Annotated in this window: 15 protein-coding genes and 1 pseudogene; 8 read left to right on the forward strand and 8 right to left on the reverse strand. The window is 61.9% G+C overall.

The features are described 5' to 3' along the window. Positions 1-2: 2 nt before the first annotated feature. Complete coding sequence (locus tag LXM96_RS01785) at positions 3-422, reverse strand: DUF305 domain-containing protein (protein WP_239996553.1); 420 nt, start codon at positions 420-422, stop codon at positions 3-5. Between the two features lie 628 nt (positions 423-1,050). Here LXM96_RS01785 and LXM96_RS01790 point away from each other — a divergent pair. The 7 genes from LXM96_RS01790 (at position 1,051) to LXM96_RS01820 (ending at position 5,878) form a co-directional block, all read left to right on the forward strand. Then, on the forward strand, positions 1,051-1,419 hold the full coding sequence (locus tag LXM96_RS01790; protein ID WP_239996554.1) for a hypothetical protein: 369 nt from the start codon (positions 1,051-1,053) through the stop codon (positions 1,417-1,419). 83 nt (positions 1,420-1,502) lie between these two features. Beyond that, the gene (locus LXM96_RS01795) at positions 1,503-1,724 is read left to right on the forward strand and encodes a hypothetical protein (RefSeq protein ID WP_239996556.1); all 222 of its coding nucleotides are present in this window, start codon (positions 1,503-1,505) and stop codon (positions 1,722-1,724) included. After that, entirely contained in the window at positions 1,724-3,181 is a 1,458-nt protein-coding gene (locus LXM96_RS01800; protein WP_239997180.1) for a TolC family protein, read from the forward strand. Before LXM96_RS01795 ends, LXM96_RS01800 begins: the two co-directional genes overlap by 1 nt. A 14-nt stretch (positions 3,182-3,195) precedes the next feature. Further along, positions 3,196-4,554 carry a multicopper oxidase family protein gene (locus LXM96_RS01805; protein ID WP_239996558.1) on the forward strand — a complete coding sequence of 453 codons (1,359 nt, stop codon included), beginning with the start codon at positions 3,196-3,198 and terminating at the stop codon, positions 4,552-4,554. Between the two features lie 31 nt (positions 4,555-4,585). Further along, positions 4,586-5,062, forward strand: coding sequence for a cupredoxin domain-containing protein (locus tag LXM96_RS01810; RefSeq protein ID WP_239996560.1), 477 nt, complete (start codon positions 4,586-4,588; stop codon positions 5,060-5,062). Positions 5,063-5,084: 22 nt separating this feature from the next. Beyond that, the gene (locus LXM96_RS01815; RefSeq protein WP_037169570.1) at positions 5,085-5,369 is read left to right on the forward strand and encodes a copper-binding protein; all 285 of its coding nucleotides are present in this window, start codon (positions 5,085-5,087) and stop codon (positions 5,367-5,369) included. A gap of 59 nt (positions 5,370-5,428) precedes the next feature. Then, positions 5,429-5,878: a DUF411 domain-containing protein gene (locus LXM96_RS01820; protein WP_239996561.1), complete on the forward strand. Its 450-nt coding sequence runs from the start codon at positions 5,429-5,431 to the stop codon at positions 5,876-5,878. Between the two features lie 22 nt (positions 5,879-5,900). Here LXM96_RS01820 and LXM96_RS01825 read toward each other — a convergent pair whose 3' ends face one another. Beyond that, positions 5,901-6,284 carry a MerR family transcriptional regulator gene (locus LXM96_RS01825; protein ID WP_239996563.1) on the reverse strand — a complete coding sequence of 128 codons (384 nt, stop codon included), beginning with the start codon at positions 6,282-6,284 and terminating at the stop codon, positions 5,901-5,903. Positions 6,285-6,356: 72 nt separating this feature from the next. On the opposite strand from LXM96_RS01825, the gene LXM96_RS01830 reads away from it, so the two are divergent. Continuing rightward, entirely contained in the window at positions 6,357-7,145 is a 789-nt protein-coding gene (locus tag LXM96_RS01830) for a glutaredoxin family protein (RefSeq protein ID WP_239996566.1), read from the forward strand. A 472-nt stretch (positions 7,146-7,617) separates the two neighbouring features. Here LXM96_RS01830 and LXM96_RS01835 read toward each other — a convergent pair whose 3' ends face one another. The 6 genes and pseudogenes from LXM96_RS01835 to LXM96_RS01860 form a co-directional block, all read right to left on the reverse strand. Beyond that, on the reverse strand, positions 7,618-8,118 hold the full coding sequence (locus LXM96_RS01835; RefSeq protein WP_239996568.1) for a hypothetical protein: 501 nt from the start codon (positions 8,116-8,118) through the stop codon (positions 7,618-7,620). Positions 8,119-8,192: 74 nt separating this feature from the next. Further along, complete coding sequence (locus LXM96_RS01840) at positions 8,193-9,494, reverse strand: AAA family ATPase (protein ID WP_239996570.1); 1,302 nt, start codon at positions 9,492-9,494, stop codon at positions 8,193-8,195. Beyond that, a complete protein-coding gene (locus LXM96_RS01845) occupies positions 9,428-10,138 on the reverse strand; it encodes a hypothetical protein (RefSeq protein WP_239996572.1) in 711 nt (236 codons plus the stop codon). The genes LXM96_RS01840 and LXM96_RS01845 overlap by 67 nt, the downstream gene beginning before the upstream one ends. Positions 10,139-10,147: 9 nt before the next feature. Continuing rightward, positions 10,148-10,765, reverse strand: a complete 618-nt coding sequence (locus tag LXM96_RS01850; RefSeq protein WP_239996574.1) for a hypothetical protein — start codon at positions 10,763-10,765, stop codon at positions 10,148-10,150. Positions 10,766-11,188: 423 nt separating this feature from the next. After that, positions 11,189-11,590 (reverse strand): VOC family protein, encoded by a 402-nt coding sequence (locus tag LXM96_RS01855; protein ID WP_239996576.1) that lies wholly within the window; start codon positions 11,588-11,590, stop codon positions 11,189-11,191. An 11-nt stretch (positions 11,591-11,601) separates the two neighbouring features. Beyond that, positions 11,602-12,344, reverse strand: a pseudogene (locus tag LXM96_RS01860) (SDR family NAD(P)-dependent oxidoreductase).

A 12,344-nucleotide genomic window follows, 5' to 3' on the forward strand; every position in this document is an offset into this window, starting at 1 on the left:
TCCTACTTTACTTCCTGCTCGACCCAGTCGGACATCTCCTGGATGTCCTTGATCTGGCGGTCGATCATCTTCTGGGCAGTTTCCTTGGCATAGTCGTTGTCGCCGTGCTCGAGCTCTACGCGCGCCATGGCGATAGAGCCCATGTGGTGGGCAATCATTCCGCAGATGAAGGCGACGTCGGCGTCGTCCTTCATAATGCCGTGCATCATGTTTGGCATCATCTTCTTCATGCCCTCCATGTACCCGTGCTGGTAGTCCGTCATGTTCGCGGACGGCATCATTTCATCCATGGCGGCGGTACCGCCTGCCGAGATGTCCGATCTGCACTTTTCGGGGAACTCCACCTGCTGCGCGGCAGCATGGGTGGCAGGGCCGACCAAGGCCAACGCGGCGGCGGCCGCGGTTTTGGCGAACGTATTCATTCATCTATCCTCTTGTTGATGCGGGCGATTACCTGTTCACGCGTCTGCACATCGAGGAGGAGGATCGATCGCCCTGATCAGGAGGAGAGGCTGCTCCGCACACTTGTATGCCCGATGGACGGAGGGGACAGCCGCCGGAGCGCTCATGATCGGCAGCTCAGGCATGAGCGGACAACAGTGCGTCGTGCCGCAGCATTGTCTGGCGGCAGTATCTTTATCGGCGTGATGTGAATCCGCTTGCAACTGATGGCACTTGGATGCGGCTGCGCCGGCAGGTGTTATGTCCGCGAAGGTAGCCATCGCCGCCACGATGGCGACAAGGGTCAAGACCGTCCTCATGTACCTGGCAAAAACCATTTCGCTCTCCGGCAGCAGTCGGGAAACAGCGCGTCTCCCGGAAAGTTCCATTTTGCTCTCGAGCAGGCGCGCGCCTCCGACTGAATGACGAAGAAAAAAAGCGCTTCACCTTCCATAGAGGAAGCCCTTACCTCGACTTCGCGGCAAGCTCCTGACAAGCTCACTGCGTCACACTTAGTTTCGCCGCACGAATCGGCGATTGAACAGCTACGGGACCAATGGTAGTCCCAGGAGTATGAGCAGGGTGCTACGCGACCTGGCGAACAGGATCATGGTTGTCTTTCGTCTGGCGGTCGTCGTGTCGCTGGCCAGCTACACCATGCCCAACGCCAATGCCGCCATGCACGGCTCCGCCTATCCGGATGCGACCATCTCCATCGAAGCCGGACATCATGGCGAGGCCCACTCCCACGGTGCGAAAGTGCTCGACGCGGACGCCGGTCATAACGGCGATGGCGGCGACGCCGGCAAGACGGCCAAGGATAACTGCTGCCAGGACTTCTGCTTTAGCATCGCCCTGCCTTCTCCTTGCCAGACGTCCGTAATGGCAAGAGCATCCACGGTCTTTGGCGCGCTGGACGATTCGCGCGTCCACGGCACGCGGCCGAGCCTTCACAGGCCTCCTAACATCCGAGTCTGAGCACCCGCTCAGGCGGGTCTTGCCGCGTGTACACGTCCGCGATGACGTGAGCGTGTTCGCGACCTCATACTCGGAACTCCAAAATGAAATCATCGTTTCTGGTGGCCGCACTGCCGCTCGTCGTGAGCGGCTGCGCCTCCACCCTCCCGGAAGTCGTCGACTCTGCCGGCCATCCCGACTCCGCCTATGCTGCCCCCGTGCGCTACGAAGGCGCCATAGGAAGCTACACCCATCGCATCCCCGTAGATCCGAAGCCGTGGCGCGGGCTCAACGACGCCCAGGCCCCAAGGCAGGAGGGAACATGATGATCTCCAGGGGGATGAAGCTCATCGCGGTCATGGCGCTGCCGATCGTGGTGACTGGGTGCACCACCGCATACTCCGCGAAGGATGCGGGTTTCCTAAACGTGTCGCTGAAGAGCGGCCAAGCCACCGGCAAGCAGACGGTCTGGATCCAGAACCAGCAGCAGGCCACCGAGGCGCGGGCACGCGTGAAGGCGCTGATGGCCAGGAAGACCATCGACGCCGAAACGGCCGTGCAGGTCGCGCTCCTCAACAACAGGGGTCTGCAGGCGGCCTATGCCGACCTGGGCGACAGCACCGCCGACGCGTGGCAGACGCAGTTGTCGGTTTTCCCGACCTTCTCCGTCGGGCTTTCCGGAATCGGGACGCCGGGACTGGAAGCATACCGCGTGCTTGAAGGGGCGATCGCCGCCAACATCCTGGCGCTGGCTACATACGACAGGAACATCAGGCTTGCGGAGACCCGTTTCCGGCAGGCCCAGCTCAACGCGGCGATCGCGACGATCTCTCTGGCAGCGGAAACCAGACGGGCGTGGATCGAGGCCGTCGCAGCCTGGGAGAACGTCGCCTACCTCAACCAGGCGAAGGCGGCTGCCGACGCCGCTTCGGAACTTGCGAAGAAGATCGGCGAAGCTGGTTCCCTGCCAAAGGCCGGGCAGGCGCGTGAGCATGTCTTCTATGCCGAGCTGACGGGCGAGACGGCGAAGGCACGGCTGGCGGCGAAGCTCGCCAAGGAGGAACTCGTGAGATTGATGGGCCTCTCGGGCTCGGACATCGAGTTCCAGATCCCGAACCGCCTGCCGTCGCTTCCGAAGGCCCTCGTCAAGAGGGACGACATCGAGGCGGAGGCGATACACAAGCGGATGGACCTGCAGGTGGCCCGCCTCGAGCTTCAGGCGACCGCCCAGGCCTATAAGCTTGAGGACGCGACGCGTATCGTCACGGACATCGAGCTCGTCGGCACGGTCGAGAAGGAGCGCGAGCGCGAGGAAGACGGGATCGTCTCGGAGATTTCGCGGACGGCAGGTCTCGAGTTCACGATCCCGATCTTCGATTCCGGGCAGGCGCGCCTGCGCAAGGGCGAGCTTGCCTACATGCGGGCGGCAAACCAGCTCGCCGAGCTGGCGGTCGACGTCCGGTCGCAGGCGCGGTCGGCCTATTTGTCCTACAGGTCGAACTACGACATCGCCCGCCACTACCGCAACAACGTCCTGCCGCTGCGCAACGCGATCGAGGAGCAGTCGCTCCTCACATACAACGGCATGATCACCAGCACGTTCGAACTGATCTCGGATACCCGCGAGAAGATCGATTCCACCATCCTCGCCGTCAACGCCAAGCGTGACTTCTGGCTCGCCGATGCGAACTTGGCTCCCGTCGTCTACGGCGGCAGCACGGGCTCGGCTGCGGCGGAGACCGAGGTCGCGACGTCCGAAGAAGCGCCGGCAGGCGGACATTGAGAAAGGACATGAGCATGTTCAGCAGAAGACAGCTTCTCGGAGCGGGCGCGGCGGGCGCCGCCCTCGTCTCCTCGAAATCCTGGTCGCAGACGTCCAACATGGGATTGCCCGAGGCGGCGGTCATGGAGACCGCGGCCACCCAGACGCCCGTGCGGCCGACAACCGGCCCCGACTATAATCCGGTCGTCACGCTCAACGGGTGGACCGCGCCCTTCCGGATGAATAACGGCGTCAAGGAATTCCACCTTGTCGCCGAGCCAGTCGAGCGCGAGATGGCCGAGGGCACGACTGCCTACCTCTGGGGGTATAACGGCCAGTCTCCGGGTCCAACGATCGAGGCGGTTGAAGGCGACCGCGTCCGGATCTTCGTCACCAACAAGCTGCCGGAGCACACGACCATCCACTGGCACGGAATGATCCTTCCGTCAGGAATGGACGGCGTCGGCGGGCTGTCGCAGCCTCACATCCCGGTCGGCAAGACGTTCGTTTACGAGTTCGACCTCGTGAAGTCGGGTACCTTCATGTACCACCCGCACTCAGACGAGATGGTGCAGATGGCCATGGGCATGATGGGCTTCTTCGTGGTCCATCCGAAGGATCCGGCGTTCATGCCGGTCGACAGGGACTTCGTCTTCCTCCTCAGCGGCTATGACATCGACCCCGGCACATACGTGCCGCGGGTCATGGAGATGACCGACTTCAACCTCTGGACCTGGAACAGCCGCATCTTTCCGGGCATCGATCCGCTGGTGGTTTCGAAGAACGACCGGGTGCGGGTGCGGGTCGGCAACCTCACCATGACCAACCACCCCATCCACATGCACGGGTACGACTTCGAGGTCACCTGCACCGACGGTGGGTGGGTGCGGCCGGAGGCACGATGGCCGGAGGTCAGCATCGACATCCCGGTGGGCGCGATGCGGGCCTATGAGTTCGACGCGAAGTATGTCGGCGACTGGGCAATCCACTGCCACAAGTCACACCACACGATGAACGCCATGGGCCATGACATCCCGACTTTCATCGGCGTCGACAAAACGGAGGTCACGAAGAAGATCCGGCAATTCCAGCCGGAGTACATGCCGATGGGAACCGCCGGTATGGCGGACATGGGCGAAATGTCGATGGAAATCCCAGAAAACACGGTGCCCATGATGACCGGCTGGGGGCCTCACGGCCCCATCGAGATGGGCGGCATGTTCTCTGTCGTGAAGGTCCGCGAGGGCATCTCGGCGGGCGATTACAGCGATCCCGGCTGGTACGAAAACCCGCCCGGCACGCAGGCCTGGGAGTGGACGGGCGCCCTGCCCGAACCTGCCAAGGCTAATGACGCGAAGACACAGACTCCATCCAAACATTCCAACCACGGCTGACCGCAGGTCTCCGAACGAAAGAGGAAAACGCATGAGAAACGCATTGATCGGCCTGCTTCTGGCCACCCTGGCGACGCCCGCTCTGGCCGCCGGTAGTCATGCCGGGGGACACGGAGAGATGGCCGTCGGCGAACCGGGTGAGAAGTCGAAGGTCACCCAGACGATCCGCGTCAGCATGAAGGAGACCGAAGACGGCCGCATGATCTTCACGCCGGCTAGCTTCAAGGTCCGCAAAGACCAGACGATCCGGTTTGCTGTGAAGAACGACGGCGAAATCGATCATGAGTTCGTGCTCGACCAGGAAGACAAGGTCATGGAGCACAAGGCTCTGATGGAGAAGTTCCCTGAGATGGAACACGACGATCCGAACGCGATCCGCCTGGCACCGAGGGAGTCCGGAGAGATCGTCTGGAAGTTCACGAAGGACGGCGTCTTCAAGGTCGCCTGCCTCGTGCCCGGCCACTACGACGCTGGAATGCATGGCGACGTGACCGTCGCGAAGAAGTAAGCAACTAGGAAGGAAGAAGTCCATGAAAGCAGTTCTGAAACTCGCTGCCGTCGCAGCTCTCGTCATCTCCTCCGCCGCCGGCGTTTCGGCACAGGAATTCACCAAGGGCACCGTCAAGAAGGTCGACGAGAAGGCAAAGAAGGTCACGCTTATCCACGAGGAACTGAAGAGCCTCGACATGCCTGCGATGACCATGGTGTTCAGCGTTGCCGACGCAGCCATGCTTGCGAAGATGAAGCAAGGCGCGACCGTCGAATTCATCGCCGACCGCGTCAACGGCAAGCTCACCGTGACACAGGTGAAGTGACTCAAGCGCCGTCTCCGGCGTAGAATCCGGAGACGGCAGTCATCAGAGGAGAAGCAGGAATGAACAGAAGACAGTTCGTCTGTATGGCGATCTCGGCAGCACTTCTGCCGGCAGCCGCCGTCGCGCAGGGCGCGACCATGGTCGTTCACAAGGATCCGTATTGCGGATGCTGCGGCGCTTGGGCGAAGGCATTTGAAGCTGCCGGCTATCTGGTGGATACACGCAACGAAGAAGACATGGACGCTGTAAAGGAGCGACTGCAAGTGCCCTCCGACGTCTGGGGCTGCCACACGGCCGTTGTCGACGGCTACTACCTGGAAGGGCACGTGCCTCTCGAGGCCGCAGAGAAGCTCCTGAAGGAGCGACCGCTCGTCGCGGGCCTGGCGGTGGCCGGAATGCCGAAGGGATCGTTAGGAATGGGTACCGATTCCAACGCTTCCTACGACGTGATGGCGGTACCGAAGGACGGATCGAAACCCTACGTCTACATGGAGGTGCGGCCGTCCTGACGAGTTGGAGAGGGAGCCTTGGTCACACCCCGAACGAGTGCAGGATCGGGCACGGCCCTGTCTTCCCGGAAGCGCATTCGTCTGCAAGCTTCTCCAGTGAGCGCCGTGCTGCCTCCAGCTCCGCGATCCGCACGCTCAGAGCCTCGAGCCTTGCTCGGGCGAGGCTTCGCCCGCGCTCCCTGTCCTCCCCGGCGTCGAGATCCAGGAGCTGCTTGATTTCCTCGAGCGTGAACCCCGCCGTCTGGGCCTGCCGGATGAACTTCAGGCGACGCAGATTTTCAGCATCGTAGCGACGGACCCCTTCGTGTCCGTTGGGAGTTGGGAGTAGCCCCCGGCGCTGATAAAAGCGGACGGTCTCCACTCCCACGTTTCCGGCCTTTGCAAATTTTCCGATCGTCATGTCCATGGCTATTGACTCCGTACCACAGTACGGAACGTATGGTCTTACCAACGGTTTCACAAGCAAAGGAGACGTGAAATGTTGGATCAAGTTAAGCAGGCCGAAAACCCAAAGAAGGCTGTCCTCTATCGGATGGTTATGCCCGGCCATACATGCCCGTACGGGCTGAAGGCGAAGCACCTCCTCGAAAGCGCTGACTACGAGGTGGAAGACGTGCACCTGACCACGCGCGAGGAGACGGACGGGTTCAAGGAACAGCATGGGGTCGCGACCACGCCCCAGGTGTTCATCGGCGGAAGCCGCATCGGAGGACATGACGATCTTCGCCGGTTCCTGGGCAAGAAGGTGGTCGACCCGAAGGCCACGACCTACCGCCCGGTCGTAGTGCTGTTCTCGCTGACGGCCCTGATGGCAATGGCGGCCAGCTACGCGGTCAGTGGCGACGCCTTCACCCTGCGGGCAGCCGAATGGTTCATAGCATTCTCGATGGTCATGTTGGCGATGCTGAAGCTCCAAAACGTGGAGAGCTTCGCAACCATGTTCCTGAACTACGACCTGCTCGCCAAGAGATGGGTGCCCTACGGCTACGTCTACCCGTACGCGGAGGGTCTGGCGGGTATTCTCATGGTTGCCGGCGCATTGACCTGGCTGTCCGTTCCCGTCGCGCTATTCATCGGCACTATCGGCGCCGCCTCGGTTTTCAAGGCGGTCTACATAGACAGGCGCGAGCTAAAGTGCGCATGCGTCGGCGGCGCCAGCAACGTACCTCTTGGGTTCATCTCGCTGACCGAGAACCTTATGATGATCGCCATGGCTGTCTGGATGGCGGCCAGTGAGCTGGGGTTCATCGGCGGGCATGCAATGTAGCATATAGGACTTGATCACGATCGGTGATGAAGGCGGACTGCGAGCTGCTACTATAACCGATCGGTGGTCACTTCGGCCGCCGGTCCACGCCCATAGACTTTGCCCAAGCCCTATGCTTGTCAAAGGATCCGCCATGAACGTTCGTGGAACCGCCCCGCAGTCAGTCTTTTTGCGCCCATACTATTGAGACTCCGAGCGTCAAGGTAGTTGAGGACGCGACGCAAAGCAGCCGCTTTCGAAGCAATCCGCTCGTAACCTCGGGCCTCGGTATCCGCTTCTATGCAGGCGTAAAGCTGATGAATGGCGTCGGGGCGCTTTGCGTCATCGGTCGGATGCCTCGTCAGGCGACGGAGACCGAGCTCACAAAGCTCACTAAGCTCGCAAGCCTGGTCGATGGACCATTGATGTCTCGCGGAACCTTGGCCGCTCTTGGGTGAGCTCGCCTGCCGCGCCGCATCGAAAAGGGCGTCGATCACCGTCGTCTGTGGAGCGTGCGCCGACTGACCTTCCTAGCGGCTTCGCCTTGCCTGTACTTGGACGAAACTACTTTCCCTATACCCTTCTCCGCATCATCTCTCCCATCCTGAAACGCCTGCCGCAGTTCCGCCCACACAGGATTCGGCCACGCCCATTTCTCCGCATAGGGCCTCCATCCGAAGAACAGCCGGGCGTCCTCCATCATCTGGTCCTGTATGGATCCGATCTCCTGGACCACGGCGGACACCTTCCGAATGAACGAGATGTTCCTCGACATCCTGTCGAGGTCGTCCTTCGCGGAAGCCAAGTCTTCGTCCGCCTCGATGAACTCCTCGTCCATGAACTGGAAGACCTGCGCGGCGGCGACACCGTTCCGGTAGGCGACGTGCCGGAGATCGTCGAGGATCCGATCGGCAGCCGCCCGGTCGAAGCGGCGGCGGCCCCTTGCCCTGGAGAGAATGGATTTCAGCCGATCGAAGTGCTGGTCGTCGCTCATGCCCTTCCAGCCGGTTACCTTCTGCGACGCAGCGGGCTCCCTTGTTTCAGTACGCATTCCTCTTCTCCTTCTTGCTATCGGTTTCTGATCTTGCGGCGGGCCTTTGGGGTGGGCGGCAGCGGGATCTTGTCTTCCACCCACAGGGATTCCTCGATCTCTGCTCCGGAGAGGCTGCCGCGGTCCACGAGCTCCAGCAGCAGGCGCTCGATCTGCCACCGCCGGGACTGGATGATGTTCCTTGCCCGGTCGAGCTGCTCGACGAGGATCTTCTCCACGCGGACCATGAGCGCGGCGTCGTAGCGACGGGCTTCGTCGATCCTCTGCTCGTCGAGACCGGCCGGCCACGAGTGAAGGAGCCCGTTCATGCCGAGGTGGCGATCGATGACGACGGCAAGACGGGTTGCGTGATCCAGATCGGAACTGGCGCCATCCGAGTGCTGCCCGAGGAGAACCTGCTCCGCCGCGATCCCGCCCAGGAGGATGCAGATGTTGTCGAGGTAGGTCTGCCTGTCGCGAGCCTGCCAATCGTCCGGGGTAAGCACCGCCCCGCCGAGGATCTGGCGGTCGACGTCATTCGAGATCCTACTTTCGATGGACACGCCCCAGAGCTTCCTGGTTCCGGTGGAAACGGCGATGACGGCGTGGCCGAGTTCGTGGATCGCAACCTTCCTGCGCACCTCCAGGGATAGGCTCACGCGTCCTGGCAGGCTCCCGAGCACGTCGTCGATGACGATGGCACGCCCATGTCGGCGAGCGACCCTACGAGCCAGCCGAACCACCTGGGCGATGTCTGCACCAGACATGCCGACACTCTCCTCGGCGAACTTGGAAAGGTCTTCGTTGGCAAGGTCGCCCCGGAGATGCATCCGAAGAATTCCTTTGCGGGCCTCGGCGTCCGGGTAGCCCAGCCGGACGTGCTGGTCGAGCCGGCCCGGCCGCAGGATCGCGCCGTCGATGACGGCCGGATTGTTGCAGGCGCCGACGACGACCACCCCTTCCCTGTCGACCGTTCCGTCGAGGCACTCGAGGAAGGCGTTGATGACCTGGCGCACGTAGCTCGCGTTCCGGCTCTCTTCGCGGTCACGGTCGGTGAAGGAGTCGACCTCGTCGATGAAGAGGATGGCGGGCGCGGCGTTACGGGCGTCTTCAAAGGACCGGAACATGGCCCTCTGCATGTCGCCCAGATGGCCCCGCGACTGCCACCTCGCAGCCGAGGCGGTGACCAGCTCCACTCCGCACGTGTTCGCGAGCGCCTCAGCAAAAATGGTCTTCCCGACGCCGGGCGGCCCCGACAGCAGAAGACCTCCGTCTACGTCGCTCCAAGGGATAAGCCCTGCCTTCCAGTCCGTGATATCTCGAGCAAGATCGACGCCCAATCCGTCGCAGCGCCGTAACCGCTCATTGTCTCGAGCCGTAGCCCAATCTCTGTGTTGGCCGACTTCGGCAGTGGTCGGGCAGCCGTCTCCTTCGCACGCATCACAAGATGCGCGAGCATGCGGCCGACGCTTCTGCCGGGACGGGCCACGGCGCGCTGCAGATCGGTGTCGAGTGCGAGGAGTAGTTCGGCCTGCTCATCCGAAAGACGGGAGCGGTGCCACCAGCGGAAGACGCCCTTGATCTGCCGCAAGGAAGACGGTTGCAGTTCGACGACCAGGTCCGCGGCAACTCGAACAAAATCCGGGATGGAAGCCAGGTTTGGGAAGAGAACGATCACCTTCATCTCTTGGAGAGCCTCCTCGATCGCGGTGATCGAGTTCTTTGGCTTCAGAGGGTCGAACTCAGCGAGGCCGGCCAGTGTCCACCGATCGCCTCGCCGCAGGACAGCGTCCGCCGCGCGGAAGTAGGCCGTGGCATCGGCATCGGGAGGGCGCACGAGTGCTACTACGTACCCCTCCGCCCGGATAATCGGCCGCATCGCGGACCGGATGTTACAGAAGGCGAGGTATTCGGGCAGGCCGTAGCCCTTCCGCAGTGTTCTGGGGTTCTTCATCTTGTCCACCTGGATTACGAGCTGAGACATAGGCTGGTCTCAGTCCCGTATCCGACGGACGACCGTCTCCGGCCCGATCAGGGCGTCGTCCAGATCGACCTCCAGGAAACCTTGAAAGATGAGGGAGGCCAGGCATCCCATCGGGCGACCCGCATGAAAGGCGGACATCGTTTCCGCGACGGTGAGCGAGTCCATCTCGTCGAGGGCGGCAAGGATCCTGATGCGGTCTCCGAGCGGGCATCGGTAGAAGCCGTAGCGCAGGAGGTCTTTTGCGTTGCGAAGCCGGTTGCTGCCGGCGAAGTCGCTCATGGCGACCGGATGGTAGCCGTGCCCTGTCCTGTCGGCTGCCACTTCCACCCAATCGGGAGGCGTTGGCTTTTCCCGGCAGACATCGGCGAGGAAGGTCCGGCCTTCCGTCGAGGTTACGAGGAAGTCCGTTTGGTAGCTCACGCTGCCCATCTGTAGGGCGACGCCGTCGCACGTCCAACGGTCGACTTCGGGATCGAGGTCGAGAAGGCATGCGAAGTCGCGGGCGTCCTGCGTGCGGAAGACAGGCGAGCCTTCGCACTTGATGGTGGCAAGCGGATAGAAGAAACGAGAAGATGACCGTTGCGGAGCGTCATCGCCCGGCGGCATCTGGGATGGAATGCTCGTCATGCTCATTCCTCGGAACAGGGTACGATGAGGCGAACGCCGGAAACCAAGTCCGGCGGTCAGTCAACGTATTCGAACCAAGTGGTGGCGAGCGATGTACGACATGATGACGGAACAAATAAGGAACGGAATTGAGGGCGTCAAGCATAAAACCGGTCATCGAATGTATGCTGACTAGATTTGGGCTTCGTCTTGCTAGTCGGCACCGCTAGCGGGTTGGGAGCGGAATGCTCGTATCCGCCTCTGATGAAGGCAGTTGCTCGGTTGGATGCCAACGACCCATTCTTATGTCACTACCTACCCGCATTCGTTTGCCCTCTACTTCCTGGCCGGTGAGAGCGCTTACCGTTTTGGACGCAAAGTAGGCGGATATGTCGACAAAGCCGCGTGGGCGGAGGAATTAGGCCTTCTTCCGCCATTCCATGCCTACTCCTCCGTCTCGCAGACCGCCTCTATATTGTTTCCATCCGGGTCGAGAACGTAAGCGGCGTAGTAGGTGGAGTGGTAGCGCTCCCGCACGCCCGGTGGGCCGTTGTCTCGCCCGCCGTTCGAAAGTGCCGCCGCGTAGAACGCGTCAACATCCCTGCGGCTTCCAGCCGTGAAGGCGATATGGATCGTCGTCCCGGAATGTGCAACTCCCAGTTCATGGAACCAGACGCTGGGCCTTCCTCCCCGGCCAAACCCATGCCGGACACCTCCGTGCGGTGTTTTCGAAGGGCCGATCGTAATGACCAGCGACAGACCGAGAGGCGCGAGCGCGGCCTCGTAAAAGCAGCGTGACCGTTCTCCGTCTCCGACGGAGAACTCGATGTGGTTCAAAAGATCCATGCCTATCTCCTTCATACCTGCGAGGCGCCGCCGTCGGCGAAGAGCTCGACGCCGTTGACGTAGCTGGCGGCGTCGCTGCGAGGAATGCCGCGACCTCTGCGATTTCCTCCGGCTCACCGATGCGACCGATCGGGCTCTTGTTCGTAAGAAAGGAAAGGCCTTCTTCTGCATGATCGCCAAATGCAAGGCGCAGGGACTCCGTATTAGTCGGGCCGGGGCTGACAATGTTGATCCGAATGCCGGTGCCCTTGATGTCGCTGATCCAGCTCCGGACGAGATTGCGGACGGCAGCCTTGGTGGCTCCGTAGATGCTCATAGTTGCGCCCGGATCTATGGAGGCTGTCGAGCCCACGATCACGACCGAGGATCCCCTTCGCAGGAGAGGCAGAGCACCCTGCACTGTAAACACGATGCCCTTCACGTTCGTGTTGAACTGCTCGTCATAGGCCGCCTCGGTGATCTGCCCGAGCGGCGCATGGATGCCCTTGCCCGCGTTGGGAACGAGGACATCGATATGGCCAAAGCGCTGCCGCACGTGCTCGAAAAGGGCCTCCAGGCTCGCGGGATTGGAGACATCTGCAACGAACCCTTCCACGTCCGGCCCAAGTTCCGCCGCAGCCTTGGCGAGCGCATCCTTGCGCCGGCCAGTGATCACGACATGCATGCCGGAGGCGACGAGACGTCTGGCGATTGCCAGGCCTATACCGCTGCTTGCGCCTGTGACCACCGCGGTCTTTTTCCTGTTCTCAGTCAT

Source organism: Rhizobium halophilum, assembly GCF_021648825.1.
In the GTDB taxonomy this organism is placed as follows: domain Bacteria; phylum Pseudomonadota; class Alphaproteobacteria; order Rhizobiales; family Rhizobiaceae; genus Neorhizobium; species Neorhizobium halophilum.

What these genes read in the sequence shown, in the direction of transcription:
- LXM96_RS01785 (WP_239996553.1), bottom strand. Translation starts at nt 422, where the DNA reads ATGAATACGTTCGCCAAAACCGCGGCCGCCGCCGCGTTGGCCTTGGTC.
- LXM96_RS01790 (WP_239996554.1), top strand. Translation starts at nt 1,051, where the DNA reads ATGGTTGTCTTTCGTCTGGCGGTCGTCGTGTCGCTGGCCAGCTACACC.
- LXM96_RS01795 (WP_239996556.1), top strand. Translation starts at nt 1,503, where the DNA reads ATGAAATCATCGTTTCTGGTGGCCGCACTGCCGCTCGTCGTGAGCGGC.
- LXM96_RS01800 (WP_239997180.1), top strand. Translation starts at nt 1,724, where the DNA reads ATGATCTCCAGGGGGATGAAGCTCATCGCGGTCATGGCGCTGCCGATC.
- LXM96_RS01805 (WP_239996558.1), top strand. Translation starts at nt 3,196, where the DNA reads ATGTTCAGCAGAAGACAGCTTCTCGGAGCGGGCGCGGCGGGCGCCGCC.
- LXM96_RS01810 (WP_239996560.1), top strand. Translation starts at nt 4,586, where the DNA reads ATGAGAAACGCATTGATCGGCCTGCTTCTGGCCACCCTGGCGACGCCC.
- LXM96_RS01815 (WP_037169570.1), top strand. Translation starts at nt 5,085, where the DNA reads ATGAAAGCAGTTCTGAAACTCGCTGCCGTCGCAGCTCTCGTCATCTCC.
- LXM96_RS01820 (WP_239996561.1), top strand. Translation starts at nt 5,429, where the DNA reads ATGAACAGAAGACAGTTCGTCTGTATGGCGATCTCGGCAGCACTTCTG.
- LXM96_RS01825 (WP_239996563.1), bottom strand. Translation starts at nt 6,284, where the DNA reads ATGGACATGACGATCGGAAAATTTGCAAAGGCCGGAAACGTGGGAGTG.
- LXM96_RS01830 (WP_239996566.1), top strand. Translation starts at nt 6,357, where the DNA reads ATGTTGGATCAAGTTAAGCAGGCCGAAAACCCAAAGAAGGCTGTCCTC.
- LXM96_RS01835 (WP_239996568.1), bottom strand. Translation starts at nt 8,118, where the DNA reads ATGAGCGACGACCAGCACTTCGATCGGCTGAAATCCATTCTCTCCAGG.
- LXM96_RS01845 (WP_239996572.1), bottom strand. Translation starts at nt 10,138, where the DNA reads ATGTCTCAGCTCGTAATCCAGGTGGACAAGATGAAGAACCCCAGAACA.
- LXM96_RS01850 (WP_239996574.1), bottom strand. Translation starts at nt 10,765, where the DNA reads ATGACGAGCATTCCATCCCAGATGCCGCCGGGCGATGACGCTCCGCAA.
- LXM96_RS01855 (WP_239996576.1), bottom strand. Translation starts at nt 11,590, where the DNA reads ATGGATCTTTTGAACCACATCGAGTTCTCCGTCGGAGACGGAGAACGG.